This is a genomic window from Paenibacillus sp. J22FR21 (genome assembly GCF_056269135.1).
In genome coordinates this window covers 1,066,895-1,093,419 of sequence record NZ_JBWDNJ010000001.1, presented here as the reverse complement: position 1 = coordinate 1,093,419, position 26,525 = coordinate 1,066,895, and the positions used below count along the sequence as shown (strand labels likewise).

General features: G+C 49.7%; 24 protein-coding genes and 1 riboswitch. Of the genes, 16 read left to right on the top strand and 8 right to left on the bottom strand.

What is annotated here, in order from left to right; genetic code table 11:
• Positions 1-144: 144 nt before the first annotated feature.
• Positions 145-1,239, bottom strand: coding sequence for a threonine aldolase family protein (locus AC0YNS_RS05380; protein WP_475779973.1), 1,095 nt, complete (start codon positions 1,237-1,239; stop codon positions 145-147).
• Between the two features lie 178 nt (positions 1,240-1,417).
• Between AC0YNS_RS05380 and AC0YNS_RS05375 the strand changes: the two genes are divergently transcribed.
• The 4 genes from AC0YNS_RS05375 to AC0YNS_RS05360 all read left to right on the top strand — a co-directional run bounded on the left by AC0YNS_RS05375 (position 1,418) and on the right by AC0YNS_RS05360 (position 4,269).
• Positions 1,418-1,705 carry a hypothetical protein gene (locus AC0YNS_RS05375; RefSeq protein ID WP_090975602.1) on the top strand — a complete coding sequence of 96 codons (288 nt, stop codon included), beginning with the start codon at positions 1,418-1,420 and terminating at the stop codon, positions 1,703-1,705.
• Between the two features lie 144 nt (positions 1,706-1,849).
• Positions 1,850-2,476 carry a thymidine kinase gene (locus AC0YNS_RS05370; protein ID WP_475779972.1) on the top strand — a complete coding sequence of 209 codons (627 nt, stop codon included), beginning with the start codon at positions 1,850-1,852 and terminating at the stop codon, positions 2,474-2,476.
• A 119-nt stretch (positions 2,477-2,595) separates the two neighbouring features.
• Complete coding sequence (locus tag AC0YNS_RS05365) at positions 2,596-4,059, top strand: DHA2 family efflux MFS transporter permease subunit (protein ID WP_475779971.1); 1,464 nt, start codon at positions 2,596-2,598, stop codon at positions 4,057-4,059.
• An 87-nt stretch (positions 4,060-4,146) separates the two neighbouring features.
• Positions 4,147-4,269, top strand: a complete 123-nt coding sequence (locus tag AC0YNS_RS05360) for a hypothetical protein (RefSeq protein ID WP_256208255.1) — start codon at positions 4,147-4,149, stop codon at positions 4,267-4,269.
• Between the two features lie 89 nt (positions 4,270-4,358).
• Here the strand turns inward: AC0YNS_RS05360 and pyrH are convergent, their stop codons facing one another.
• Positions 4,359-5,096 (bottom strand): UMP kinase, encoded by a 738-nt coding sequence (gene pyrH, locus AC0YNS_RS05355; protein WP_475779970.1) that lies wholly within the window; start codon positions 5,094-5,096, stop codon positions 4,359-4,361.
• Between the two features lie 371 nt (positions 5,097-5,467).
• Between pyrH and AC0YNS_RS05350 the strand changes: the two genes are divergently transcribed.
• Genes AC0YNS_RS05350 through AC0YNS_RS05330 form a run of 5 tightly spaced genes read left to right on the top strand, consistent with a single transcriptional unit; the run spans position 5,468 to position 9,016 of the window.
• Positions 5,468-6,493 carry a potassium channel family protein gene (locus tag AC0YNS_RS05350; RefSeq protein WP_475779969.1) on the top strand — a complete coding sequence of 342 codons (1,026 nt, stop codon included), beginning with the start codon at positions 5,468-5,470 and terminating at the stop codon, positions 6,491-6,493.
• Entirely contained in the window at positions 6,493-6,969 is a 477-nt protein-coding gene (locus AC0YNS_RS05345) for a hypothetical protein (RefSeq protein WP_475779968.1), read from the top strand. Before AC0YNS_RS05350 ends, AC0YNS_RS05345 begins: the two co-directional genes overlap by 1 nt.
• Positions 6,970-7,275, top strand: a complete 306-nt coding sequence (locus AC0YNS_RS05340) for a hypothetical protein (protein ID WP_475779967.1) — start codon at positions 6,970-6,972, stop codon at positions 7,273-7,275.
• A 3-nt stretch (positions 7,276-7,278) separates the two neighbouring features.
• Positions 7,279-8,619, top strand: a complete 1,341-nt coding sequence (locus tag AC0YNS_RS05335; protein ID WP_475779966.1) for a glutathionylspermidine synthase family protein — start codon at positions 7,279-7,281, stop codon at positions 8,617-8,619.
• Positions 8,612-9,016 carry a DUF350 domain-containing protein gene (locus AC0YNS_RS05330; RefSeq protein ID WP_090975610.1) on the top strand — a complete coding sequence of 135 codons (405 nt, stop codon included), beginning with the start codon at positions 8,612-8,614 and terminating at the stop codon, positions 9,014-9,016. Before AC0YNS_RS05335 ends, AC0YNS_RS05330 begins: the two co-directional genes overlap by 8 nt.
• Before the next feature lie 45 nt (positions 9,017-9,061).
• Here the strand turns inward: AC0YNS_RS05330 and AC0YNS_RS05325 are convergent, their stop codons facing one another.
• Complete coding sequence (locus AC0YNS_RS05325; protein ID WP_475779965.1) at positions 9,062-9,757, bottom strand: N-acetylmuramoyl-L-alanine amidase family protein; 696 nt, start codon at positions 9,755-9,757, stop codon at positions 9,062-9,064.
• Between the two features lie 201 nt (positions 9,758-9,958).
• Between AC0YNS_RS05325 and AC0YNS_RS05320 the strand changes: the two genes are divergently transcribed.
• Positions 9,959-10,147 (top strand): hypothetical protein, encoded by a 189-nt coding sequence (locus AC0YNS_RS05320; RefSeq protein ID WP_090975612.1) that lies wholly within the window; start codon positions 9,959-9,961, stop codon positions 10,145-10,147.
• 63 nt (positions 10,148-10,210) lie between these two features.
• Here AC0YNS_RS05320 and AC0YNS_RS05315 read toward each other — a convergent pair whose 3' ends face one another.
• The 5 genes from AC0YNS_RS05315 to AC0YNS_RS05295 all read right to left on the bottom strand — a co-directional run bounded on the left by AC0YNS_RS05315 (position 10,211) and on the right by AC0YNS_RS05295 (position 15,146).
• Entirely contained in the window at positions 10,211-11,170 is a 960-nt protein-coding gene (locus tag AC0YNS_RS05315) for an EamA family transporter (protein WP_475779964.1), read from the bottom strand.
• Positions 11,171-11,251: 81 nt separating this feature from the next.
• Positions 11,252-11,353, bottom strand: a riboswitch (purine riboswitch).
• A gap of 83 nt (positions 11,354-11,436) precedes the next feature.
• Positions 11,437-12,561: a glucosaminidase domain-containing protein gene (locus tag AC0YNS_RS05310; RefSeq protein WP_475779963.1), complete on the bottom strand. Its 1,125-nt coding sequence runs from the start codon at positions 12,559-12,561 to the stop codon at positions 11,437-11,439.
• A 190-nt stretch (positions 12,562-12,751) separates the two neighbouring features.
• Positions 12,752-13,147, bottom strand: a complete 396-nt coding sequence (locus AC0YNS_RS05305) for a DUF2203 family protein (protein WP_475779962.1) — start codon at positions 13,145-13,147, stop codon at positions 12,752-12,754.
• Positions 13,148-13,285: 138 nt separating this feature from the next.
• Positions 13,286-14,155, bottom strand: a complete 870-nt coding sequence (locus tag AC0YNS_RS05300; protein ID WP_475779961.1) for a sugar phosphate isomerase/epimerase family protein — start codon at positions 14,153-14,155, stop codon at positions 13,286-13,288.
• 1 nt (position 14,156) lies between these two features.
• The gene (locus AC0YNS_RS05295; RefSeq protein WP_475779960.1) at positions 14,157-15,146 is read right to left on the bottom strand and encodes a Gfo/Idh/MocA family protein; all 990 of its coding nucleotides are present in this window, start codon (positions 15,144-15,146) and stop codon (positions 14,157-14,159) included.
• A 206-nt stretch (positions 15,147-15,352) separates the two neighbouring features.
• Between AC0YNS_RS05295 and AC0YNS_RS05290 the strand changes: the two genes are divergently transcribed.
• From AC0YNS_RS05290 to AC0YNS_RS05265, 6 genes are all read left to right on the top strand, one after another.
• The gene (locus AC0YNS_RS05290; RefSeq protein WP_475779959.1) at positions 15,353-15,910 is read left to right on the top strand and encodes a superoxide dismutase family protein; all 558 of its coding nucleotides are present in this window, start codon (positions 15,353-15,355) and stop codon (positions 15,908-15,910) included.
• Between the two features lie 152 nt (positions 15,911-16,062).
• Positions 16,063-16,521, top strand: a complete 459-nt coding sequence (locus tag AC0YNS_RS05285; RefSeq protein WP_090975619.1) for a cupin domain-containing protein — start codon at positions 16,063-16,065, stop codon at positions 16,519-16,521.
• A gap of 239 nt (positions 16,522-16,760) precedes the next feature.
• The gene (locus tag AC0YNS_RS05280) at positions 16,761-17,261 is read left to right on the top strand and encodes a C40 family peptidase (protein WP_475779958.1); all 501 of its coding nucleotides are present in this window, start codon (positions 16,761-16,763) and stop codon (positions 17,259-17,261) included.
• 132 nt (positions 17,262-17,393) lie between these two features.
• Positions 17,394-18,026, top strand: coding sequence for a methyltransferase domain-containing protein (locus AC0YNS_RS05275; protein WP_475779957.1), 633 nt, complete (start codon positions 17,394-17,396; stop codon positions 18,024-18,026).
• Positions 18,027-18,095: 69 nt separating this feature from the next.
• On the top strand, positions 18,096-24,815 hold the full coding sequence (locus tag AC0YNS_RS05270; RefSeq protein WP_475780111.1) for a DUF7507 domain-containing protein: 6,720 nt from the start codon (positions 18,096-18,098) through the stop codon (positions 24,813-24,815).
• Positions 24,812-26,482, top strand: coding sequence for a hypothetical protein (locus AC0YNS_RS05265; RefSeq protein WP_475779956.1), 1,671 nt, complete (start codon positions 24,812-24,814; stop codon positions 26,480-26,482). Before AC0YNS_RS05270 ends, AC0YNS_RS05265 begins: the two co-directional genes overlap by 4 nt.
• Positions 26,483-26,525: the final 43 nt, after the last annotated feature.

The window sequence follows — 26,525 nt, the reverse complement described above, 5'->3', positions numbered from 1 at the left end:
TCATCGTTCTCTTCTGACTTCATCGTATTTCATATTTTGCCATACCCTGACAGCAATTATTCCAAGATACCCAATAACAAAGCCAATAACAAAGACAGGCTGCCCTATAAGGACAACCTATCTACAGACGCATAACTTTGAGCGTTATACGATGATAGCTTTCAGCTTCTGTTGCAGCAAAGCAAAGGCTTCTTTCAACTGCGACGCGGGAATCTTGCTATAACGGTCACCGAGACTGACTTCATACGAGCAAGCCGATTCATTAACGACATTAATATAACGCGTTAGTCCAATTCCCGTCTCCTTGTAGAGCGCTAAGAAAATCGATTCTAATTTGTCTTTAGAGATCGCTGCGTGAACATGGAACATATTCGACACCGGTAATTGCGGGTTCGTCCTCAGCCCTTCACATTCGTTATACAGCTTCGCCAGTTCAACAGCCGACTCGTAATATTGCCCCATCTTCCGCACTCGCTGATCGAAATAATAATCGCTGCTTACGATATAGGGATACAGGCTGATCAGATCGCCGCCATGGCGTCTCTTCCATATTTTGGACTGTTCGGTGAAAGCCTCTCCGCCGGCTAAGATCGCCCCTGCTATGCCGCCGATCCCTTTATAGAACGATACATATACACTATCGAACAATGCGCAGACTTCAGCTGCCGATTTGCCGTAGTACGGTAAAATTTCAAACAATCTCGCTCCGTCCAAATGCAGCTTAATTCCACGTTCACGGCAGTGTGCAGCTATGGCTTCAAGCTCTTCGAAGGAAGGCAGCTGTCCGCCAATCTCGCGCTGCGGCAGTTCGAGAAGCAAACAAGAAATGCGCTCTTTCATGCTCACTACATCTTCCAGTGCTATCAACCGATCTTTGTCCGAGAGCAGAATCGGTTCCAGACGATGCAGCTCCTTCAGCCCATCCTTCTCGTGAATTTCCAAATGGCATAACGGATGATAGGCCACCTTCTTGCTGCCCAGCTCATCACTCCATATGCGCAGCGCAATTTGCTGAGCCATCGTTCCGCTCGGGAAGAATACGGCGGTTTCCTTGCCTAGAAAGTCGGCCATCTTGCGCTGAAAGTCCTCAATCAGTTTCCCGTTTCCGTAAATATCGCTTTCCACGCTGCCGTCTATATCGCGAAATGCATCCAATAAAATCTGCACCGTATACTTGCTGTGCCCGGTAACCGGGTAGGTCGTTTGGTTAAAAGCCTCCAGTAGTGGTAGTGCTGTCATACCGATCATCCATCTCCTTCAAGTTCTATCGCCATATTGTACTTGTTTAGGCGGTTCCTCTTCAAGCTTTCCGAACATTGCTCGCCCCAAAAATGAGCGTTGTCCCAGTACGCATGTCGTCCATGCTTCATATGATAACGTATGCAAGAGCTCTTCTTTCTTAGGGGAGGTGATTCTTATGACATTTGCACTCACAGATTGGATGCTCTACTCGATGTGGGCAGTACTTGGATTCATGGGTCTGAACTTCTTAATGGATATGTTCAAAATGATGAAATCAGGCACATTTTCCACCGATTTTGTACTAGGGTATCTCAAAGACATGGTTTACTTTGTATTACCATTATTCATGTTTGCGAACATGCAGTCTCTCGATCACTGGGGCTGGATGATGTTGACCGCTTACTACGTCGGTGCATTCGGAGTTGTATTCAAGTATCTGATGGACCTCAAAGGCAAAATGTAATCGCTACAGCGTAGCTCCATTGCCCGCATTACTTGCAGGCTGCCGGCACCAACGGCAGCCTGTTTCATTTGCAAAAACAGGCTTGTCACTTTCATTTAAATATGTTAAATAAGTAAAGGACGATATTGCTTAGGAGAGATTCAGATGGCACAGCTCTATTATAAATACGGCACGATGAATAGCGGGAAATCATTTGAAATTATTAAAGTTGCCCACAACTACGAGGAGCAAGGCAAGCAGGTCCTCATCTATTCCCCTTCTTTCAGTGCAAGAGACGGCGCAGAGCTGGTCGGCTCACGAGTCGGCTTCGAGCGTGCTGCCATTCCGGTCGACGAGCATACGAACCTGTATGAGAGCGTCAAATCGCATTTATCTACACCATCCGGTCCTAACAAAATTTATTGCGTACTCATCGATGAAGCTCAGTTTCTGAAGAAACACCATATCCTAGAGCTCACGCAAGTAGTTGACGAGCTGAATATCCCGGTTATGGCATTCGGGCTGAAGAACGACTTCCAGAATCAACTGTTTGAAGGCAGTTACAACCTGCTGGTGCAGGCTGATAAGATTGAAGAGATCAAGACCATCTGCTGGTTCTGCGATCGCAAAGCAACAATGGTTATCCGCTTCCGTGACGGTCAGCCCGTTAATGCCGGCGCACAAATCCAAATCGGCGGCAATGAAGATTACAAGCCGGTTTGCAGACGCTGTTACAATCAAGCGTTCCGCGAGGTTGAACCGGATAGCGAAATGAAGTCCGAAATCGAATAAGTAGACGCGGAGAGGCGATATTGGCCTCTCTTTTGTTATTTTCAGTCCCTTTTTGACAACCCTTGTACGGGAAAGTAAAGTGGTAAAAGTAGGTTAGAAATGTATTCAAGGAGGCTGCCATGAGCGCTGCACGTAAGGATTCACCTGTTATCCCTTTTACCTCTATGCGACAACTTGTAGGGCCGCTGCTCGCCATCATTGTCGGCATCTTCATGGTTATCCTTGACAGTACCGCTGTCAATGTAGCTATCCCTGTTCTTGTGAAAGACTTTGACAGCACGCTCAGCATCGTGCAGTGGACCGTAACCGGTTATGCGCTTGCTCAAGCAGCCGTCATTCCGCTAGCCGGTTGGATGACAGATCGGTTCGGCTCGAAACAAATCTTCATCATTTCGCTCATCTTGTTTACTGTCGGTTCAGTGCTCTGCGCGCTCGCGACGACGGCAGAGCAGCTTATTATGTACCGCGTACTGCAAGGACTCGGCGGCGGTATGGTGCTTCCGATCGCATTCGCGATGACTTACCAGCTCAGTCCGCCTGAGAAAGCCGGCTCTATTATGGGACTTATGGGCATGCCTATTCTGCTGGCACCTGCACTCGGCCCCATTGTTTCCGGATATCTGGTCGACTATGTCGCCTGGGAATGGATCTTCTTCATCAACGTCCCGATTGGCATCCTAGGCGTCATCCTGTGTGTGACCTTACTGCCGAAGCTGCCCAAGAAGGCCTTCACCTCACTTGATATGTTAGGCATTATACTGGGTCCTCTTGCATTCGCCGGCTTGTCCTATGGACTTAGCGAGGGATCTGCTAGCTGGTCGTCAGATAAAACGATTATCGGTCTGGTGATTGGTTCCGTATCGCTCATCCTCTTTATCATCGTTGAATTGAAGCGCAAGAAAGAACCGCTCCTGGAGCTGCGAGTATTCCGCTCTCCCTTATTTACACGAGGAATTATCGTCCAGTGGGTCCTACAGTTCGTCATGTTCGGGATCATCTTCACCGTACCCTATTTTATGCAAGAGCTGATGGGAATGAGCGCCTTCCATGCCGGCATGTGGACATTGCCTCAAGCGATTGCCGCAGGGCTGTTTATGCCTATCGGAGGCCGCTTGTATGACAAAATCGGCGCTCGCCCGCTGGTTGTCACCGGCTTGACGATTGTTGCGGTCGGCGCATTCCTCATCTCACGCATCGATCCATCTGACAGTGCAGTCATGTTCCTTCTTCCCCGCGCCATGCTCGGAATGGGAATGGGTTTGTCTTTCCTGGCACTGAATACGCATCTCATTCAATCAGCGCCAAGCCACTTGGTCAGCAGGGTTACATCTCTTACAAGCGCAGCTCAGCAAGTCGTTACCTCGTTTGCGGTTGCAGGATTAACGACATTAATCGTCAGCCGTACAACGCATCACGTTGGGGAAGGCGAGAAACCAATGCCCGATGCGATGGCACACGGGTTCCATGATACTTACCTAGCCCTTGCCGGGCTGGCTATCTTCGGTCTGCTGCTCGCTGTCACCTTGAAGCGTCCTCAACCAAATGGCGCTCAAGCTCCCGCTCATGCTGTAGATATGGGTTAATCATCGCCAGCGACTCATAAATAGTTATAATGTGTATGATTTCAGCTCCCTCCGCTCATCTTATGGATGACGGAGGTGAGCATTACCATGACAGGTCGAAACAGCAAACCGAAGAAGAAAGGTCCGGCATCCCATCCGGGACGCCTGGATCAATACGGAGAGAAGCTCTCGGAAGAGAGCGACAACAAGTCTCAAGGTAACAGCTGCTGAGTCATTGAATTAGAGAAGGCTGTCACAAACGTGCAATTTCGCACGCCTGAGACAGCCTTTTATTGTGTCCGGACCATCACAACGCCGGATCAAGCAAATGTCATCATGGATTCACCGGTAATGGTGGTGCCGATCGACTCACCTTCACATATGGCCGCCATCGAGCCCGGCTCGTCGAAATTAAACACATGAATCGGGAGTTTATAATCTCGTGCGAGCAGGAACGCGGACTGATCCATTACCCGCAAGTCATGCTTGATGACATCGTTATAGTGCAGGGATTGGAATTTCCTCGCGTCCCTGTTCTTCTTCGGGTCAGCTTCATATACGCCGTCTACCCCTTGCTTCGCCACAAACAGCGCATCACAATTTACTTCAATAGCCCGCTGGACAGAAGGATAGTCCGTTGTCACATAGGGCTGGCCATTACCGCCTGCGAAGATCACGATATACCCTTTCTCCAGATGATGAATGGCTCGCAGTCGAATATAAGGCTCCGCCACAGAGGTGAGCGGGATGGCAGTCATTACACGCACTTCATTGCTGCATTTTGCCTTCAACACGCCTCTTAACATCAAACTGTTCACTACAGTTGCAAGCGTGCCGATGTTATCGGCTTCCGCTCGTTCAATTCCCCAGCTCTCCGCCATATTCCCTCTGAAGATATTGCCTCCGCCAATAACCAAGGATACTTCCACACCTTTGCTCACCACCGACAAAATCTCGCCTGCGATATGCTCCAGTCTGTCCGGATCAAACCCAAATTCGCTGTTTCCCGCAACGGCTCCACCGCTTAACTTGATCAGTACCCTCTTGTATGTGCTCATTACAATCCTCCTTGGACAAAAATAAAACACTAAAGCAAATGCCTTAGTGTTTACGGATCACATATGAAATTGGAATGGCTGTTGAAGCATCACGTTCACCTAGACCTTGTTGTCTGATTAGCATTAAGCTTCGCCTCCATTCGTGTACTAAACTTGATTATATAGGATAACAACCTGAATAAACAATAAACATTTATGCTCATGTGTACCGAAAATCACCTACTATTGAACTGTATCCTTTTGTTCATTTTACAAGAAATTGACACCTATGGATATGGTTCTCGTATGAACTGAAATAGTGTACGATTGTAAAGGGCTTCGCGGGTTAACAGTGCACTGCGCAGCCTGAATTCAGAAGGAGGATCCCCTGCATGCCACTGTTTCTGCACACGCTGTCCTTAAAGCTGCTTCGGCTTAAGAACTCAGCTGTCGCCATTCTTTTCATTGCCTTCCTGCTGATCCTCTCTACGTTGGCCTATTGGCTGGAGCCGGACACATTCGAATCTTGGTTCAATGCTCTGTACTGGGTCATGACCACGATGGCAACCGTCGGATACGGCGATTATTTCGCCCACACGTTCGCAGGTAAGGTGCTAACGCTCTTTATTTATGTGTTTGGCATCGGCTTATTGAGTTTGATTATCGGCAAAATCATTGATTCGGTCTCACAGTATCATCGACAAAGGAGAGCTGGTAAGTTGAACTATTCCGGGAAACAGCATGTCATCTTTATTAATTGGAGTAAGAAAGCCAGATATGCAGTGGAAGAGCTGCTATCCATCTCTCCTGCTACTCATATCGTGATTATCGATGCCATCGATCAACATCCCTACGAGCATCACAATGTTCACTTTGTGAGCGGCGATCCCAGCTCCAGCGACATCTTGGAGAAAGCCGGCATTGCCAGCGCGAAAGCAGCCATCATCTTCGCCGATTATCGCATCGATGAATCATCGCTGGTCGACGGCAAATCGCTGTTGATCGCCTCCAGCATTGAAAGCATCGCCCCGCAGGTTCATACGACCGTAGAAATTATGCTCGAGAAGCATATCCATAATTTCAAACATGTCAAAGTGAATGAATTTGTACTCTCTCATGATGCCGTTGCAAGGCTCGCGGTTCGATCGGCACTGAACGATGGCAGCGTAGAAATCTTCACCCAGCTGCTTAGTCGTCAGCACGGCTCTGATGTGTTCCAAGTTTCCGTCTCACCGGATTGGAAGACCTATGAGGATGCTTTTCTCTCCCTATTGAAACAAGGAGCGACTTTGATCTCAGATCGCGGAGACATGTCCATCAACACGAAGCTGAACGCTCCCATTCCCGCGGACGCCAAGCTCTTCGTCGTCTGTGATGTCGAAGTCTATCAGACTATTACCAAAGGAGTGCGTGTTTAATGCATACGATTTGTTATCAAGATTGGGATGAGTCGGCGCGGCGAATAGTACGAACGCTCAAACAATATTCGGTTGATACCGATGAACTATTCGTCCGCAAGCTCGTCAATGCAACGGTCATCCAGAACAGGCTGCTCCACCACAGCTCGCATGAGTCCGAGGATAGCGGAGTCCATCATATCTATGCGGCGTCTTTTCAACCCAGCGATCTCGATCTCTATGGGGATGATATCAAGCCGGCGCTGCTTGAGCGTTGTGACCGATCTGTGTTTCTGGAAACCGAGTTTCTCTATTGGAACGGACGGACGTTCGAATTAGGCGAGGGGCTGATTCGTACGCAAGGGTCGCAAGACATCGCCAGATTGCTCCTTGATCATTATTTGGTGAAGCAAACCCGCACCTTCGAGTCCTTATACTCCGTGCTCGATGATGACCGCAACAAAGTTGTATTGTACATGAAGGAGGTTCACGTTTAAATGAAAGACGACATGAAGTCCGCCAAAGTGCTGAAATTCGCGCTGTTGCTCGCTGTGCCTGTCGCGCTAAGCGGCTGCAACACCAGCTCCAGCTATGACTGCGACCCGAACTACGAGAATTGTGATGATGGTTATTACGGCGGAACCGGCGGAACCTACTATTCTAGCGGCGGTTCCGCGACCAAGAATCCAGCGGTCAACGCTAACGGTTCAAGCAGCAGCTCCGGTGCCGTTAAAGGCTCTAACAGCAGCTCTGGTTCATTCAAAGGGTTCGGCAGCAGCGGCAGCAGAAGCAGCGGAGGTTAACGCATGATAAACCGGATCGTGCAGCTCGATGGGAACCATGATGCAATATTTAGCGGTGAGATTGCTCAGAATATCCCCTACCATCGGATGAATGGCAAACAGTACTGTCTTCCTGCCTTGACGCTGTTCCAACCCGAAGAAGCTGCCGCACTTCAAGCCGCTTCTGAATCCGTTGACCGCATTTACTGGAAAGTACTGCGTTTCGCTCAACAATATTTGCCTGATGAGTTTCTCGTTCAGCAATTAGGACTTCATCCCGCTCTCTTATCGGCAGCACGAATGGAAGTTCCGTATCACGGTGTATCCAGACAGGATTGGATCATGGGCGAACATGGCATGAAATGTATCGAAAATAACACGGATACGCCAACAGGCATACCCGAAACCGCCTACCTGGCAGAGCAGCTTATTCATCATTTCTCAACGTATACGGCTGCTTCAATCGGGATGCGCCATGAGATTCAGGGCGCCTTCGACCAATTGATTCGGCATTATGCCAATCAAGGTCTCACGGGTCCGATTGTATTTTCCAGTTATGGCTGGCATCTTGAGGATCGCACGAACACGGAGTATATCATGAAGGCCGTCAACGAGCTGGGTTACGAGACCCTCTATGTTCCCCTCGAAGAACTGGAAATTATCCCCGGTGACGGACTCTATGCCGGTGGGCAGCGTATTGCCGTGTTATATCGCCTGTATCCGCTTGAATATCTGATTCACGATACAGACGATGAACAAGAGAGCATGCCGATTGGCGAGGCACTGATTCAGCTTGTTGCCTTAGGCAAGCTTGGACTGATCAATCCGGCACAGAGCATCATTACTCAGAGCAAAGGGTTTATGGCGTTAATTTGGTCGCTCTACGAGCGTCGAGATCAAACCGAGGCTTTTGTCGGGTTCACCCTCTTCGATGAAGCTGATATCGCAGACATAGAACGTTACCTGCTCCCGACTTATTATGAAGCGGCACCGTTCGTGCAAACCGGTACTCCTTATGTAGCCAAAGGATACTGGGGACGCGAAGGCAAAGGTACTTCCCTCTATGATGGCGCAGGACAATTCCAGCAAGCCGAGTGGGGTCATGAGGAAGCAGATGTCATCGAGGTTCAAGACTATTATGACAACCAGCCGAAGGTTTACCAGCAGCTGTTCCCTATGCAAGAAGCTCGTGTTGAAACGGAAGAAGGTCCTTTCGAGGGCTATCTCTTAACAGGCGCTTATATAATAGGCGGACATTACGCCGGCCTGCTGCCTCGTATAGGCGGCAAAATTACCGGAGATATGGCTTACTACTGCCCTGCTGCAATTACATACACAACCCAAGGAGGATCAAAGCGTGAATAACTTTGGTAATGATCTGTTGAATGTAGGAATTGGAATCGTTATTTTGCTAGTAGCACTGCTAGTTGGTTCTTTCGTATTTAGCAAGCTTACGCGTTTCAATGATTGGGAGGAAATTAGGCGAGGTAACGAGGCCGCAGGCATTTATATGGGCAGCAAGCTGCTTGGTCTTGGCATCATCGTAGCGATGGTATCGTACAGTTCCCATGATTGGGAGGCTATGCTGATCTGGTCCGGAATAGGCATTCTGCTACTCTGCCTTGTCTATGTTGTATTTGATTTCCTTACCCCTAAGCTCAATGTTTGCGAAGAGATTGCCAAAGGCAACAAATCCGTTGCACAACTGCTTCGCGCCATTATTCTCGGATCGTCGATTGTGATCGGTACGTTCTTAATGTAAATAATAAAGCGGCACAAGTGCTCATCACTTGTGCCGCTTTATTATTTAAGATAGAAAATCTATAATACCCGATACGATCGCACTCGATACGGTTTCCTGGAATGCTGCCGACTTCATCCGCTCTTCTTCCGCGTGATTCGAAATATATCCGAGCTCAAGCAGCAGCGCCGGTCTGGTATTCTCACGTATGACTTGATAATTGCCCACCTTCACACCACGATCTTTGGCGTCGATCGATTGAGCAAGCTCGCTATGCATAAGCTCGGCAAGTCCGTTATCCGTTTCGTTGTAGTAGTACGTCGTCATTCCTGCAACATCATTGGATTCGAAAGCATCGTAATGAATGCTGATAAACACATCTGCTTTCGATTCATTCGCGATTGCCACACGTTCGTCCAGCGATACGGTTTCGTCATCCGATCGAGTCAGAATCACTTGAGCTCCCGTTCTCTTCACCAGCTCGTCCCGAATGTGCTGCACCGTCTGCAAGGTGACATCCTTCTCGAAAGTCCCTTGTTGTCCGATCGATCCGGCGTCTTTCCCACCGTGTCCGGCATCCAGTACAATCGTTTTGCCGGCAAGAAGCAGGTTCTCGCTTGCGACGATCGGCACCCCTGCGGATGCGTCATCGTCACTGGACCCATTGGCTCGATTATGAGCTTGGAATATGAATAAAGCCGCGGCAAAGACGATTAAGGCAAGCAAGGCCGTGCCGGGGTATTTCTTCTTTCTCCTTTTCATTTCAGAAACTTCCTCCTTACGGTGTGCTGCTTGATGTTCCACTAGCGTATCAGCTCGACTTAAAATTGAAATGAAGCTAATCTTAATAACGGCTTAAATCGATATAAAGTTTAATTTTCATTTCGTCATGCATAAGATCAATACCTGCTTGGGTACATTAATGTCTGTTGCAATACACAATGAATGAGGAGGATCACACACATGGCAAACGGACAAAATCAAGTTTCTAAAGCAGATGTGCAATCCGTGGCATTAAACAAGCTTCCGGTTGCAGGTGCAGCAGACACCGAGTTCTCCGCAGAAGAAGCGGCTGAAGTATTCCAGCACAACCCTGCTTCGAACCAAACTGCGGCTAATGTTGCAGCTAATGAAGCTGAAGACGAAGAGTAACCTCTAATCGGATACTTAACAAAACATGAAGCCCGTTCCTAATGGAATCGGGCTTCACTTATTTTAAGCGGAATATTCAAGCTTCTTGCGCGTGTTATTGTTATTGCCTTTATTTCTAGATCCCTTAACCAGCTCAGGCAGTGCAACACCCAGTAATACGAGTACGACGCCGGCCCACTGCAGCCCGCTCACTTGTTCATGCAGCACAACCGCTGAGAGCATAACTGCTACAGGCAGCTCCGATGCACCTAGAATACCAGCCATTCCTCCGCCGATATGCGGAACGCCTGCCGCGAACAGCACAGGAGGAATAAAGGCACCGAACAGCCCAAGCAAGAAACCAAATAACAGCAAGCTGCTCCAGATCACGCCGTTAAACAGATAAACCGGCGGGAACAGAATAAACACGAAGATCATTCCGCCCGTAATCATCCATAAGCTTCGCTGAGCGGGATGAACAGCTGGTACAGCTTTTCCACTGAAAATAATAAAGAGCGAATAGCTTACTGCAGCGAGCAAACCAAGTACAATGCCAGCCCAATTAAACTCAGAAATCCCTTGTTCCATAATGCCGGCAGCGAGCAATGTTCCGCCGAATAAGATGCTAAGCGTTAGCAGCATAATTCCGTTCGGACGTTTACGCGTACTGATCGCATGGATAAGAACGCCCATCCACGTAAATTGGAACAACAGTACGATCGCAAGTGAGTTCGGAATATATCGCAGAGACTGATAATACAGCAGACCTGTCAGCGCCGTTGGAATACCTGCAGACATCAGCAAGAGTCGTTGTTTCCAAGTTAAGCTGAGCGACTGCTGAATCGGCTCATTTGCCTTTGCAGCCTGACGTTTGTTGCGCACTTTAAGCATAATGACGAGCAGCCAAGATAGGATAAATCCTGTTAACAGCTGCGTACCTACTACCTCACCTAAGCTGTAGCCTTGTCCATAAGCTTTCACTACGATCGTCGACAGAATGCCGTAACTGACCGCGCCTAGAAATACAGACAGCATATATTTCATATCTAAGATGCCCCCTTCGAAACTTGCGTATGATCGGTAAACAAATACAAAAAACTTCCTTACCACAAATACAGAATCATCAACTGATCATTCCGTATTCGTAGTAAGGAAGTTAAGGCTTCCTGTAGATACCCTCACCCTGTTTGTTCGTGAGGTTATACGAATTTATTATGAAGTTAAGTATGTTTTCCGTTGGAACTGCTTGTGATCACTCATGGAAATGTAACATGACTCGTTAGTTTCTGTCAACAGGTGATTGACGGGAATTAAGCTAATTTCAGAAAGTCACTTCGCATAATACTTCGGACATGCCCTGCCCATCGGCCGTTGGCGGGACAATATTTCTTCGCGACCTTCTCGATCGTCGTATAGCCGCGCTCGACGTAATTGGCCGATAAGAGTTGTCCGAATTTCCTCACGCTCTCCCCCTTGGTGGCGAAGGAAAAGGCTTTTTTGTAGGCGTTTTTGCCTGTGACGGCATTCAAGCCGAACAGATTATTTTTCGTTTGCGCCAGTCGGCTCGATCCGTTACCGCTTTCAAGCTTCATGACGGCGATGGTAAAGAATGCGTTAATGCCATATTTATCTTCAATGGCGAGAACGGCTGCTTCCAGTCCATGACCGGCAAGCTTCGTTCCTTTCAGTATTGTCGCGATTTGTTCTTTGTTTAGACCCGAGTCTGACATCACCTTGGATGTTGGTTTAGCCAGTGTCTCAATCGGCGTTACAAGTTTCTTCTTGATGGGTAAATTATCAATAACAGCCGTTGGGGCATTCACCTTCTTGACCGTCTGATGGGTCACAGATGCGGTGGACACTTCAACTTTAGCGGCTTTCACTTGATTAACAGGTACTGCTGGCGTTACCGATATTGATTGCGATAACTGCGGCACTTCCTCAGCATAACCGCCATGGACATATCCGCCGTCCTGGAGTGATAACCAACCGGATTCAGTTACGCTCACAACTTGAAGCATTTCGCCTTGCTTCACTTCTGTCATGATTGTCGAGCTTGCATCCGGCATGGAACGTACATTGAGGTAGAAAGCCGTTACTTTATATGTATGGATAGGATTTGCCATCGGAACGACGGTGGCAGGAACAGCAGGTACGGGGATAGTACGAATCAGCTCTGGGGATTCGGCGGCTGATGCTTTGGGGATGACGGTCGCGGGCTGGAACAATGATTTCGGAAGATGCATGGCTTCTGTGGCAGGTGATAGCGACGATGGTGATGATACCGCTTTGTTTTGGAGCCAATGCGGAGCAGATAAACCTGCTATTTGGGAATTCCACAGTGCATTCGTAAAGGTAAAGGATAGAATAACCGTAGTTACAAACAACGCACAAATCATATAAGCCACTACATTCCACTGGATGGTTCTAGTCATTGAAACACCTCTTCCTTGGATTTAAGGGCCTTTCCGATATAGGTTAGATTGTAAATGCTATCTTCTGAAAAGCATGTCAAACCTTCTGTAAGAAAAATATGTACTTTTGTCGACGGACATTCCTTCTATGGCGAACAAAAAAGAAGCCTGAGTGAATCAGGCTCCTTTATGAGTGTTTTTTAATCTTTTTTCACGCTTCCGGAAACGCCTTGCGCCCCATAAAACCGTCATTCCAGCCGTGATAGTGAGAGATTCGATCCTCGCCTTGCTTCCAACAGATTAGAATTTCCTCACCATCGAGAATGGAGGGGAAATCAATCAATCCCGGGTTGATCATTTTGAGTAAAACGCCCTTACGATCAAAATTTCCGATGTGCAGCTCAATATCCATCCGCATGAACTCGAGCTGACTCTCCACCTCAAAGAACGGATCATCGCTTCCTCTATCTGTAGTTGCCTTCAATACTTGCAGCTCATCAAACTTCTCTTCGAATTGCTGCGTCAGTAGCTGCAGTTTAAGCAGATCTTCCTGCAGCTGCGGTAAAAGTGCATTCGCTTCGCTTAATGTAAAATGAATTGGGTCCACTTTCGTATCCACTCCTTACATTAAGTGTACTAGAATCAAACGAACAAGGTCAAACGGAGCTTAGCGATTATTCCATTCGAAATGAAAAAACGAGAACCCCGTGTCCGCTATCGACACTTCAATTCTCGTTCCTCCCTGTTATTTAAAATAAGTTCGCAGATGTTCCGCCGCTTTCATGATCCCCTGCCGTTCTTGCTCTAAGGTTCCCCAGAAACGATGGTCCTCCAGCTCGATGCTGACCGCCCCTTTATATCCTAGGCGATCCAATCGCACGGCCACCTTGCTCCATTCAACAGCGCCATGCCCGGGAATCGTGTAACGCCACGAGCCTTCCGAGAATCCGTATTTCGCTCCGAATGTTGCCTGCAGCACGCCGGATTCATACAGTTCTTCATTAAGAAGCTCCGTATCCTTGCCATGACAATGGTTAACCCGTTCCCCGAACTCCGATAACGCGCGTAAGTAATCGATGCCTAGTCGCACAAGATGGGAAGGATCATAGTTGAGGCCGAAATGTTTCGAAGGGATTGCCTCAAACATAGCTCGCCACATCTCCGGTGTACAGCCCAGCGTTGGATAATGAGGCGCCGGTCCTGGCCAGCCTTCGATGGCGATATAAATGCCGCGCTGCTCAGCATGGCGAACGACTTCCGGGAAAGAATCCTTCCAAATAGCAAAGCCTTCCGAGCGAGGAAGCGTGAGATCTTCCGGCACCAAACACATGAACATGACGTTTCCGCCGAGCTCAGCCATGGTGTCCATTTGGCGTTTAGTCGCCTCAACCGCATCGGAGCGGCGTGCATCGTCTCGGCTAAGCAGCTGCGCTGTATGCCGAGCATCCACAGAGCCGATGCCGATTCCGAACTCACTGCAGGCTTGCTTCACTTCAGGAGTCAGCTCGGAGACATCTAAGATGTCGAGTCCGATTTCCGCTGCCCAAGCGGCAGTTTGTCTAATCCCTGCGCGGCCAATAATGGGCGGTATTCGCATGCCGATTGAATAGGTCATCTTAGCTTGCCTCCTCTGATTTCAAATCACCTACTGGCGAATAACCGGCCGCTTGATAAATCATCTCCGATAATTGAACTACTTTGAGCGCGTACTCACCTGGTACAAGCACATCGTGGCGACCTAATATAGCATCAATAAAGCTCTTGTCTTGATTGGTTGATGCAGCCGGAAGCTCAGGAACAATCGGCTCTTGTCTCAATCGGCGAAGCGTGATTCGGCCGTTATCGTAGAAGATCCCGCCTTCTTCTCCGCAGAATACAAAAGTCTCATGCCAGCAAGGCGAGTAACCAACCAGATTAAGACCCGCAACAGCACCTTCGGCAAATCGTATCGAAGTGAAGGTGTCGATTTCAACGGGCGTGCCATGCATATGCAGCTGTGGTTTGACTTCAATCGGTGTCAGCCCTGTCGTCCATAGGAGAACATCAATGATATGGCTGCCGGAATCCATCAAGAAACCGCCGCCGGATAAGGCAGGGTCTTGGCGCCAGGAGCCAGGTGTCCCCTGCCTCCACTCTTGATATAGGGATGCGGTAATCGAAGTCAGCTTGCCAATCTCGCCTCTTGCAATGGCATCTCGGATGTATAGAAATTCGGGCTGAAAATGGCGCTGATAGGACACCTGCATGATTTTGCCGGCGTCATTGGCAAGCTCGATTAGCTCTTTCGCTTCCTCGGAGGAGCAAGTCATCGGTTTCTCGATTAATACATGCAGGCCTTTGCGCAATACAGCGCTGGCCTGTTCAAAGTGCAGCGTATGCGGCGAACAAATGACGACCGCATCCAGCTCTACTTCATCCAGCATGTCGGTGTAATCCGCGAATGCCGGAATATCACCTAATTGATTTTGCGCAGCAAACTGCTCTCTGCCAGCTGCATGGGGATCCGCTATTGCTGCAATCTGTACCTCCGATAACTCCGACAGCTGACGCGCGTGCCAACCCGCAATGCCGCCGGTTCCGATCATTCCAACTCGAATCAAGCTCAATTAATTCGCCTCCCGCTTATGCTTGGAATAGATAAGACATTTGGATAAATCAGACATCTCCACCTTAAGCTAACACAAATCAAGGCTGCTACCAATCCAAATATGCGACAAGATATGCTAAGCCATATCCACGTTTGGACAATTACAAAGTAGGCAATGATAAGCAAGAGCTAAGAGATCAATGCACAGGAGGAAGACACAGCGCAATGAGAAGAACTTTGCTACACACAACGCGAACAGCCGTTTGCTTCGTCTTGCTGGCTGCAACGATTGGCGGTCCTGCCGGCGCGCACCCCGTCCAAGAAACGACGCCAACCGTTGTTCAAGTGAAACTGGTTGGTGCAGCCGGTACCGAAGTCGGCATGGCGACACTGACACAGAAGAACGATGCCGTCGTGCTTCATGTTGAAGCCAAGAACTTGCCGGCCGGCGTACATGGCATCCATTTTCATGAGACCGGGAAATGCGAAGCACCTGACTTTAAGACAGCAGGCGCGCATTTCAATCCGCAAACCAAACAGCATGGCTTTAACAACCCGAAGGGATTTCATGTAGGGGATTTACCGAACATCACGGTAGCAGCAGATGGCTCGGTTAAAGTAGATATCGAGACACGAATCATCACTTTAGCGCCTAACCAGCCTAATTCGCTCCGGAAGACAGGCGGCACTGCGCTTGTGATTCATGAGAAAGCCGATGATTATGCGACTGACCCGTCCGGAAATTCAGGGAACCGCATTGTATGCGGGGTAATCGCCCAATAACGAAATGTAAACCAATAAGCGTCGAAATCGGCCATGGATCTCTTAAGGGAGGTTCATGGCCATTTACAACTGGAGGAGTCTTACGTTAAATTGAAACATGGAGATGGGCTTATCGATTAAACACAGAGAAATTAAAGGAGCACACCAAACTGATGCTAACAAAAGAATTATCACCCCTTGTACAAGCTTTAGACCTCAAACCGCATCCGGAAGGCGGCTGGTACAAAGAATTGTGGAAGGCTTCTTTCGAGATTCCGCAAGAGATACTGGGCGAACGCTATTCCGGTGCACGATTTGCGGCTACATCGATTTACTTCGTCCTGCACCCGGAAGAAACCTCAGACTGGCATACCGTATTGTCCGATGAATTATGGCTCTGGCACTCCGGCAGCCCGCTTCTGCTCCGCTTAGGCGGTACTGGAGAGAATCCGGAGACGACCGAAGAGATTATCATTGGACCGGATATCGCCAAAGGTCAACGGCCGCAAGCGCTGGTACCGGCGAATGTTTGGCAGATGGCCAAGCCGCTCGGCGATGAGCCTGTATTTGTTTCTTGTGTTGTAGCTCCGGGCTTTCATTATGATGATTTCACCCTCATAAAACGCACTTAAACCATACCTTATTAGAGAAAAGGCCAATCAGGACTATCCTGATTGGCCTTTTCTCATTGTCAATGGGAATTCCATGAATGTTTTCTAATCGTATTCTAACAATGTCAGTGAAAGCGTTCGTAATGAAGAGTTTTCCTCCACATTGGTAAGTAGTGGGTTTTTCTGCTGTGGTATAGTGGTCACCAGGTGATAGCGACAACCAGTAATCACACTATACTCTCAATTAATAGGAGGAAGACATGAATAACACAACAAACAAGCGTATAGGTAGAAAATTAGCAGGTGTAGCACTCAGCCTATCTATCGCTTTTGCCGGAAGCATGCTTCTTACGCCGAAGACGACTCACGCAGCATCCGATTCAGTCGTAGCGAGTAACATCATTAATAAGGGCAAACAATATATGGGCGTGCCTTACAAATTCGGCGCCAAATCCGGCATTACTAGCGCATTTGATTGTTCTTCATTCGTGCAATACATTTATAAGAAGAATGGCATCAGCCTTCCGCGTTCGTCGAGACAGCAAGCCGTTAAAGGAACTAGGGTGCTGAAGAGCAACTTGAAAAAGGGCGACCTTATTTTCTCGGATACGAATCGTGACGGCAAAATCAATCATGTCAGCATCTATATCGGCAATGGCAAAGTCCTTCAAACGTACCGCGTAGGAATCGGTGTTACGATCTCAACCTTCAAAGGAAGCATCTGGGACAAAACATTCGTAACCGCTCGCGACGTCATTTAGTCTTCATATCGTGCAGGGCACCTAGGTGCTCTGCACGTTTTTCGTTTCGGTGGGCAAGCGTATATACAGGCTAGCCTTGGACTCCATACACTAGAAGCTAGTAGAGTATTCGCGTGTAAGGAGGTGCGAACAATGAAGCTGGATATCGGCTGCGGTGCCAATAAGCTCCCTGATTGCTACGGGATTGACCGTTATGCACTGCCGGGCGTCAATCTGGTCAGTGATCTGAATAGTGAAATTCCGTTTCCCGATAACTCCATCGATTTCATTGCCGTGAGCCGCATGCTGCCTTACGTAAGCGACTTAACCTTCGCGCTGCGCGAGTTATATCGGGTCAGCGTTCACAAGACAGTCGTTTGTTTGCTATGCCCGTATGCGCACAACTTTCGCCATAGCTCGAATCCGTTCTTAAAACACCGCTTCGATGAACACACGCCTCGTTATATGACGGCATCTTTCAGACAACCTCCCGGAAATCCGATCTGCCCTCCCCTTTCCCCTTACAGCTATGTGACGCCTCCGCCTTATGATTTCAGATTGCTTCGTATGGAGCTTTTCTATCAAGCCCCTTATTTGACGGATCTCTATGAACCTGATGAGCTCGAAGTACTCAAGGAGCTTCAAGCAAACGTTGTAGATGAGATTTTGTATTATTTTGTCGTCGTGAAAGCGCCTTTGCCTGAAGAGGAATGGTTAGCGATGTGTAATGAAGTTCACCCAGAGCCGCATGCCGTAACGATGCTCCGTAGCATAGCCCCTTATTGAGGTGCATATGTTTGAGTTAGTGTGCACTATGCATCATATTCGGAGAGGAACTTAAGGGGGGCGAGGAGCATTGCACTAGTAGTTCGGGCTACCCTTAATGCAACCGGCGCAATTACCTTCACCGGTAATACGCTTGGGCTAAGCCGTTCCACGGTAGAAGGGGTTCCCGGTACCCAAGACAGTATCGGCGCATTCTCAACGATCAATACAGCAGTTCGGTATGGTACCTATCCCTTCGGAACGACCAGCAATTATCTGCTAAACAATGCATCGGCCATTCTAGTGATACCTGCTGGCAGCACTGTGCTGTATGCGGAATTGATCTGGGGCGGTACGTATATCGTGCCCGGCGTCAATTTATCAGCTGCCATCAACAATCCCGTTACACTCACTTTGCCAAATTCGACGAACTTCAGCGTCACGCCGGACCCGGCAACCGCAAATACATTCGATCTCGGCAGCGGCGCTTTCGGTTATACGCGATCAGCTAACGTAACCTCTCAGATCACGAATGGCGGTGCCGGCACGTATACAGTAGGAGCCGTTGTCGGAACCATTACGGTTACGGATCCGACGGCCAACCATGCAGGCTGGACACTCGCAGTCATCTATCAGAATCCTACGCTGCCCTTCCGGAATATGTCGCTGCGCGTAGGAGCCGTGCTTGTTCAATCCACCTCTGCCCCGGTTGTTACGACCATAACCGGATTCGCCACGCCTGTCTCCGGGGCGCTTGGCGGCAGAGCACTATTCAGCGCCCAGGAAGGCGATGCGAATCGCACAGGCGACCAGGCGCTATTCGGTCCGACAACCGGCACACAGGTTGCTCTGTCCGGAACAAACAATTTCGCCAATAATTTCTTCGCTTCGCAGATCAACGATGATAGCGGAGCATTGAATACGACCGGAACATTCGGGACGCGAAATCAGACCAACGGAGCACCTGGCTCAAATATCATAGGTGGCCGGCAAGGCTGGGATATCACGAATGTGAATGTGTCAGCCAACCTAGTCAACAATCAATCATCGGCCGTATTGACGTTAACCACTTCAGGGGATGCCTATGTCGTCAATGCAAATGCTTTACAGATCAATATCAATGCGCCGATCATCTCAACGACCAAGAGCGCGAACGTTCCCGGAACCGTCATTGGCGATACGATTACGTATACGGTCACAGTAAGTAATACAGGTAACGCGAACGCAGCAAGCGTTGTCGTGTCAGACGCGATACCGACCGGATCCACTTTTGTAGCCGGCAGCGTCGTCGTAGCAGGTGTTGCCAAACCGACTTTCGATATCATTGCCGGCGTGCCGATAGGCTCCCTTGCCCTGAACAGCTCCGTAACCATTACATACAAGGCAAAGGTCACCTCTCTACCCAATCCGCCTCAAATTCCAAACGTCGCCAAAGCCGCTTTCACCTTCCAGAGTGTTGCCGGCGGAGACGTTATTAGCGGTGTCATCCCTTCGAATACGGTTTCTACGCCGGTTTATTCACCTGTACTTACGTTGGTCAAAAGCGCGGATACCGCAAACGCAGCAGTAGGTACTACCGTTACGTACTCGGTGCTGATCAGCAATTCCGGCAGTATTGGCGCGACAACCACGTTCACGGATAATATTCCGGGAAGCACGACCTTTGTCCCGAACAGCGTCAAAGTAAACGGGGTCACCCAAACCGGAGCGAATCCCGTTTCCGGCGTTCCCATAGGTTTAGTACCTGCCGGCGGATCAACGACGGTGACCTTTCAAGTCATCGTGAATTCACTGCCGACCCCGGTTCAGCCGCAAATTTCGAATCAGGCAGGGGCGGCTTATACCTACGCGCCGCCTGATGGAAGCGGCAGAACGCTTAGCGGATCCGCCTCGTCGAACACGCTTGTCATTCCGGTTTCATTGCCGAATGTGAACGTGGTGAAGAGCTCGAACCGCACCGCAACGACCGTCGGCGATACGGTTACATTCTCAACTTTAATTTCCAACAATGGGGTAGCCGCCGTATCGAATGTCGTATTCAGTGATCCGATTCCTGCGGGAACGAGCTTCATCGACGGATCGGTCACAGTTGGCGGCGTAGCTAGGCCGACTGCCAATCCTGCTGCCGGTATCTCGATCGGCACCATTGCCTCCGGCGCATCCGTAAACGTCGTATTTCAGCTCAATGTCACATCGCTTCCGTCACCTGCCCAAATTGACAACCGTGCAACCGTATCCTATAGCTCAGGCACATTTAACGGTTCTTCCCTGTCCAATACCATATCCGTTCCGGTCTATCAACCGATCATCGCCGCTTTGAAATCCGTAAATTCTACTCGCGCGACGGTAGGCGATACGTTAACGTACACCTTTGCCGTGCAAAATACAGGGAATTTCGGAGCGCAGCTCACATTGACCGATACACTTCCATCCGGTACAACGTACGTCGCCAATAGTATTACAGTAGACGGTTCTCCTAGGCCGGGTTCTACACCGCAAACCGGTATCCCTGTCGGTTCTGTTCCTGCGGGAAGTACAGTGAATGTCGTGTTTCAAGTCCTGCTTCAATCCTTGCCGAACCCGCCTACCCTTACCAATTTCGGAACATATACGTATACCTACACGTTGCCGGACAGTCGTGTGATGAACGGAAGCGGCAGCTCTAACACCGTGTCTATTCCCGCTTCCGCACCTAATGTCAGCATCAGTAAAGGCGCCGATTTCTCGGAAGCGACCCTGAACGATGAAATTACGTATACCATCATCGTCTCTAACAACGGCATTGTACCTGTCAATCAAGTATTCGTCTCCGACCCGATTCCGGACGGATCACAATTTATTACAGGCAGCGTGACCGTAGGCGGGATTCCGGCTCCAAGCGCAGATCCCGCGGCAGGCATTCTGATCGGAACGCTGGCGCCTTCTGCGATTACGATCATCAGCTTCCGGGTTCGCGTAACGTCACTTACGGCATCTGCTGTCTTATCGAATCGGGCAGCAGTCAACTATACCTCAGGCGCCTTTATGGGAACATCATTCTCCGATACGGTGAATATACCTGTTTATTCCCCGATACTCGCCGTTTCCAAGAGCGCCAATTCTTCAGCTGCCACACTCGGAGATGCCGTCGTATATACGCTGCAAATCAACAACAGCGGTAATATCAGCGCAGATGTGACGTTGACGGATAACATTCCGGCAGGGTCGACGTTTGTTGTGAACTCAGTCCTTGTTAATGGGACTCCTCAGCCAGGCGTTAATCCGGTTACAGGTATTCCAAGCGTCATTGTCCCGCCGCTTCAGACCTCGACGGTTACGTTTCAAGTATCCGTGGATTCGCTTCCCAGCCCACAGCAGCTCGTGGATCAAGGAACAGCCGCGTACACCTTCACCCTTCCAGGTGGACGGTTGGTTAATGGCTCCGCAAACTCCAATACGGTATCCATTCCTGTATCCGCACCGAATGTATCGGTTGTGCTCAGCACGGCTGCTACAGATATCACTACCGGCGATACCATTCTGTACACGGCTGTTATCACGAACAATGGGATTACTAATGTCAATAATATCATCTATGTCGGATCTGCCATCCCAGGCACAACCTTTGTTCCAGGCAGTGTTAAAGTGAACGGTATTGCACTTCCCCAGGCGGATGAGACCGCCGGTATTCCGATCGGTTCCTTGGCACCGAGTGCCTTCGCAACCGTGACCTATGAGGTGAAACTAATCATGCCTGTGTCCGATCAAATTGTTAACCAGTCGACAGTAAGCTTCACGTCCGGCAGCTTCTCGAGTACATCATCGTCCAACGTCGTTACTACACCGATTACGCAGCCGATAATTAACGTGGTTAAATCTTCGGGCATAAGCAATGCCCAAGTAGGCGATACCGTCGTTTACACGATTGCGGTCAGCAATACCGGTAATCTTCCTGCCACCGCAATCGTAACGGATACGATTCCGCCGAATACGTCGTTCGTATCCAACAGCGTCATCGTCGACGGGGTCCCTCAGCCAAGCGCCACGCCTTCCGGAGGGATCAATGCCGGTACGGTTAACGTGAACCAAACCGTCTACGTCATGTTCTCGGTCGTAATCGATACACTCCCTAATCCGCAGCAGATCATCAACCAAGCGACAGCAACGTATCAATTTACCCCGCCTGACGGGCGTCTGATCACACTGACGAAGTTATCCAATTCGCTGTCCATCTCCGTGTCTTCACCTAATGTGACGGCACTTAAGACTTCGACATCAACTGCTGTCTCCATTGGAGATATCATCCCTTATGTCGTGCTGGTATCGAATAACGGGATTTCACCGATTACAAATACGGTATTTATTGATGGCATTCCAAGCGGTACTACGTTTGTATCTGGCAGTGTAGCCATCAATAGTGTCCCCGTACCTAACGCGAATCCGGCGCTCGGTGTAAATGTAGGCACGATACCAGCCGGCGGCTCAGCTACCGTAACCTTCAACCTGCTCGTCGTTTCAGTTCCGACGCCTGCGCTGATTTCTAACCAAGCTACCGTAACGTATACATCCGGCGCATTCGCCAGCTCTTCCTTCTCCAACGGCGTAGACATCCCGGTCTATCAACCCGTGATCAGTGTCGTGAAGAGCGCCAGCACGACAAATGCGTCCGTTGGCCAAACCGTCATCTATACGATGGCCGTTACCAACTCCGGGAACTATGCCGCAACCGTTACTCTGTCAGATCCAACGCTTGCGCCTGAGCTGTCGTTCGTTCCAAACAGCGTCATTGTCGGCGGTTCGCCGCAGGCAGGCGTAGATCCGATTACAGGCATTCCCGTCGGTGTCCTTCAGCCGGGCGCTACCGTAAATGTTACCTTTACTGCGGTGATTACCTCCTTGCCGCCAACGCAGCAATTGTCGAACCAAGCGACTGCTGCCTATAGCTACACGCTGCCCGACACCCGCACGCTTAACGGTTCTTCCTTGTCCAACACGCTGTCCTATCCGGTCTCCTCTCCGGATGTGGATGTCGATAAGAGTGCTACACAGACTGCACTCACGGTTGGCGATATTCAGACGTACAGCATTCTTGTGACCAATAGCGGGATTGCCACAGTTGATAATATTATCTTCGCTGACCCGATCCCGGCAGGTACCTCCTTCTTATCAGGCAGCGTCACCATTAATGGAGTACCGCTTCCGAATGCGAATCCGGCAGCAGGCTTCTCACTCGATCCGATACTGGCAGGCTCTTCGGTCACAGTAGCCTTCAGCGTAACCGTAACCGCAGTTCCGGTCGGCGAACTTGTCAGCAATCGTTCATCGGTAAGCTTCACCTCCGGTGTATTCTCGGCGGTTACGTTCTCCAATACCGTAACAACGCCAGTTTATCAGCCGGTCATTACGCTGGTTAAAACAGCAAACAGCTCCTTGGCCAGCGTCGGAAACACCATCGTATATCGGGTCAACGTGACCAATAGCGGCAACTATCCGACTACTGTCACGATTACAGATCCTACGCCAACCGGCACTGCATTGGTACCGAACAGCGTCATTGTAAGCGGGTCTCCTCAAGCTGGTGCAGACCCGGCAGTTGGTTACAGCATCGGTGTAGTTGCACCGGGAGTAACCGTGCTTACAACGTTCGAATACGTCATTAACACGATGCCGCCTTCGCAGCAATTAACAAACCAAGCGTCGGCCAGCTATGCCTTTACATTGCCGGATTCAAGATCATTCATTCGTTCCGCGTCGTCCAATACGCTTTCAATTCCGGTCACTTCGCCTAACATCAGTATCGTGAAGAGCACACTGTCCACGGATGCTATTCTCGGTGATGTCATCACATATTCGAACGTCGTCACGAATACAGGCATCGCGAATTTGAACAGTGCAGTTCTCTCCGATCCGATACCTGCCGGCACGACCTTCGTACCTGGTTCGGTGCTCGTAAACGGCGTGCCGTTTCCGAATGCCAACCCGGCATCGGGTATCGCGCTTGGCGTCATAACACCGTCATCCTCAGTTACCGTTACCTTTGAAATTACGGTGAATTCACTTCCGGCGAGCGGTCAGTTAAATAACCAATCTACAGTGTCCTTCACATCAGGCGTCTTCTCTGGCACGGGATTATCGAATGTATTGACGACACCTGTCTACAACCCGATCATGTCTGTCGTGAAGAGCGCAAGTACGGCGAATGCTACTGTCGGTGATACGATCACCTATTCCTTGCTCATATCGAATACCGGAAATCTTGAAGCTACCGTTATCTTGTACGATACCATTCCAACCGGTGCCGAATTTATACCGAACAGCGTTGCAATCGGCGGCGTTCCTCAACCAGGCGCTGATCCCGTTACAGGCATTAATATCGGGGTTGTACCAGCCGGTGCATCTGTTCACGTGCTTGTCACCTTACAGGTTACGGTCGAGGCGCTTCCTTCTCCACAGCAGCTTGCCAACCAAGCGACGGCCGCCTATTCCTTCTCGCCGCCGGATGGCCGAATCATCGATGCAACGGTGAACTCGAATACCGTCATCATTCCGGTTTCCTCACCGGATGTGTCCGTCGTGAAGAGCAGCAATGCAATCGATGCGGTAGTGGGCGATACGATTACCTATACGATCACAGTTACGAATAATGGTCTGTCGCCGGTTAACAATGTCACCCTCGTTGACCCGCTTCCGCCTAGTGCAAGCTTCATTGCAGGAACAGTCACCATCAATGGTGTACCGATGCCGGGTGATAGCCCGAATACAGGTATCCATGTTGGCACAATCGCGGTCGGCGCGGTTTCTACCGTACAATTCCAGGTGCTGGTAGTATGATGGCAGTTCCGGACCCGCCGCAGACGATTCGCAACCAGTCCGTCGTGTCCTTCTCTTCCGCCGGCGCAACAAGCTTCTCGTACTCGAATATCGTCAATACCACTGTGAATGGGCCGGTCATTTCCATTGCGTTGTCTACGACTTCTACGCAAGCTGGCTTGACTCTACCGGTTACGTATCAGATAACGGTCACCAATAGCGGGAATCGTTCCGCAAATGTAACGGTCTTTGATGTATTGCCGCCGGGTACCGTGTTTGTTGCGAACAGTGTCATCGTAGGTGGTTCACCTGTCCCCGGCGTAACGCCGGATGGCGGTATTCCCATTGGAGATGTTGCACCTGGCAGTACGGTCACGATTTATTTTCAACTGCTGCTAGTTTCCGCCCCGCCTTCCGGTCAGCTTGATAATCAAGCGACGGCAGACTATTATTTTGTAACAACAGATGGTCGTACGATTACGGGCTCGGAAAACTCGAATATCGTGAGTCTGCCCGTTACCGTGCAGCAGGTTAGTCTGCATAAAGGCGTGAATACCGCTTATACGTACACCGGCGATATGCTGGTCTACACCGTCATAGCTGCGAATGAAGGAACGGAGCCGATGCGGCAAAGTGTGCTCTATGACTCGCTACCGCAAGGAACTTTGTTTGTTCAGGGGAGCGTCACCATTAATGGTGTTCGCTCTCCATCTGCTTCACCTATTGCCGGCATTACGCTTGGAATTATTCAGCCGGGTATATCCATCCCGGTGACATTCAGTGTCATCGTCTTGGATGTTCCCGTCCACACGCAATTATCGAACAGTGCCGAGTTGAGGTTTCAATTCGGCACTTTCGATCAATCCGTTACCTCCAATACGGTTTCTTCACTTGTGTCCGGTCCTGCATTGGCGGTCAATAAATCCGCGAGTCTATCACAAGCTACCGTGGGACAGTCCATTCGTTACACGATTACCATCTATAACAGCGGCACAACCGGTGCTGATGTTACCGTACGCGATGCCATCCCTGCTGGCGCACTCTTCGCGAAGGGCAGCGCTGAAGTAAACGGTCGGCCGCTTCCCGGTGCCAATCCCGATGCTGGCATCCATCTTGGCTTTCTGCAGCCGGGTTTGCAGTATGTGCTTTCCTTTCTGGTTACCGTTACCCGCTCAGGCAATCAATCGGAGCTGATTAACAGGGCAAACGTAGAATATTCATTCCGTCTTCCGAGTGGCGTCGTCGTTACGGATGCGGTTGTGACCAATGATGTTGTTACTTCCGTTGTTGTGCCTATTATTCGAGCGGAACTGAGCGCAGCGCCGCCAATCAGCGGACCGGGAGAATGGATTGCGGTTACAGTGGCAATCACGAATACCGGTAATTATGCCGCCGCCGTAACTCTGTTCGCGCTCATTCCTGATGAAACCAGCATCGAAATTACAAGTATCCGGGTGAATGGCGTCGAGGTTCCTTTTACGCCGGGAGAAGGGCTCCCGATTGGCATACTGGCACCTAATCAGACCATAATCGTCACCTATCGCCTGCGATTGTCTGCTCACCCGCTCCAAAATCACCTGCGGTTCCGTGTTTTAGCACAATTTAGCTATGAAGTGGACGGCGAGTTGTTCACCTACTCGGTTTATTCCAATGAGGTTACGATTGTGATTGAAACCTATGAGGAGTAACTTTGGGAAAGTGGTGGTAAACCAGAAATGGAAATAAAGGCTC

What these genes read in the sequence shown, in the direction of transcription:
- AC0YNS_RS05380 (WP_475779973.1), bottom strand. Translation starts at nt 1,239, where the DNA reads ATGACAGCACTACCACTACTGGAGGCTTTTAACCAAACGACCTACCCG.
- AC0YNS_RS05375 (WP_090975602.1), top strand. Translation starts at nt 1,418, where the DNA reads ATGACATTTGCACTCACAGATTGGATGCTCTACTCGATGTGGGCAGTA.
- AC0YNS_RS05370 (WP_475779972.1), top strand. Translation starts at nt 1,850, where the DNA reads ATGGCACAGCTCTATTATAAATACGGCACGATGAATAGCGGGAAATCA.
- AC0YNS_RS05365 (WP_475779971.1), top strand. Translation starts at nt 2,596, where the DNA reads ATGAGCGCTGCACGTAAGGATTCACCTGTTATCCCTTTTACCTCTATG.
- AC0YNS_RS05360 (WP_256208255.1), top strand. Translation starts at nt 4,147, where the DNA reads ATGACAGGTCGAAACAGCAAACCGAAGAAGAAAGGTCCGGCATCCCAT.
- pyrH (WP_475779970.1), bottom strand. Translation starts at nt 5,096, where the DNA reads ATGAGCACATACAAGAGGGTACTGATCAAGTTAAGCGGTGGAGCCGTT.
- AC0YNS_RS05350 (WP_475779969.1), top strand. Translation starts at nt 5,468, where the DNA reads ATGCCACTGTTTCTGCACACGCTGTCCTTAAAGCTGCTTCGGCTTAAG.
- AC0YNS_RS05345 (WP_475779968.1), top strand. Translation starts at nt 6,493, where the DNA reads ATGCATACGATTTGTTATCAAGATTGGGATGAGTCGGCGCGGCGAATA.
- AC0YNS_RS05340 (WP_475779967.1), top strand. Translation starts at nt 6,970, where the DNA reads ATGAAAGACGACATGAAGTCCGCCAAAGTGCTGAAATTCGCGCTGTTG.
- AC0YNS_RS05335 (WP_475779966.1), top strand. Translation starts at nt 7,279, where the DNA reads ATGATAAACCGGATCGTGCAGCTCGATGGGAACCATGATGCAATATTT.
- AC0YNS_RS05325 (WP_475779965.1), bottom strand. Translation starts at nt 9,757, where the DNA reads ATGAAAAGGAGAAAGAAGAAATACCCCGGCACGGCCTTGCTTGCCTTA.
- AC0YNS_RS05320 (WP_090975612.1), top strand. Translation starts at nt 9,959, where the DNA reads ATGGCAAACGGACAAAATCAAGTTTCTAAAGCAGATGTGCAATCCGTG.
- AC0YNS_RS05315 (WP_475779964.1), bottom strand. Translation starts at nt 11,170, where the DNA reads ATGAAATATATGCTGTCTGTATTTCTAGGCGCGGTCAGTTACGGCATT.
- AC0YNS_RS05310 (WP_475779963.1), bottom strand. Translation starts at nt 12,561, where the DNA reads ATGACTAGAACCATCCAGTGGAATGTAGTGGCTTATATGATTTGTGCG.
- AC0YNS_RS05300 (WP_475779961.1), bottom strand. Translation starts at nt 14,155, where the DNA reads ATGACCTATTCAATCGGCATGCGAATACCGCCCATTATTGGCCGCGCA.
- AC0YNS_RS05290 (WP_475779959.1), top strand. Translation starts at nt 15,353, where the DNA reads ATGAGAAGAACTTTGCTACACACAACGCGAACAGCCGTTTGCTTCGTC.
- AC0YNS_RS05285 (WP_090975619.1), top strand. Translation starts at nt 16,063, where the DNA reads ATGCTAACAAAAGAATTATCACCCCTTGTACAAGCTTTAGACCTCAAA.
- AC0YNS_RS05280 (WP_475779958.1), top strand. Translation starts at nt 16,761, where the DNA reads ATGAATAACACAACAAACAAGCGTATAGGTAGAAAATTAGCAGGTGTA.
- AC0YNS_RS05275 (WP_475779957.1), top strand. Translation starts at nt 17,394, where the DNA reads ATGAAGCTGGATATCGGCTGCGGTGCCAATAAGCTCCCTGATTGCTAC.
- AC0YNS_RS05265 (WP_475779956.1), top strand. Translation starts at nt 24,812, where the DNA reads ATGATGGCAGTTCCGGACCCGCCGCAGACGATTCGCAACCAGTCCGTC.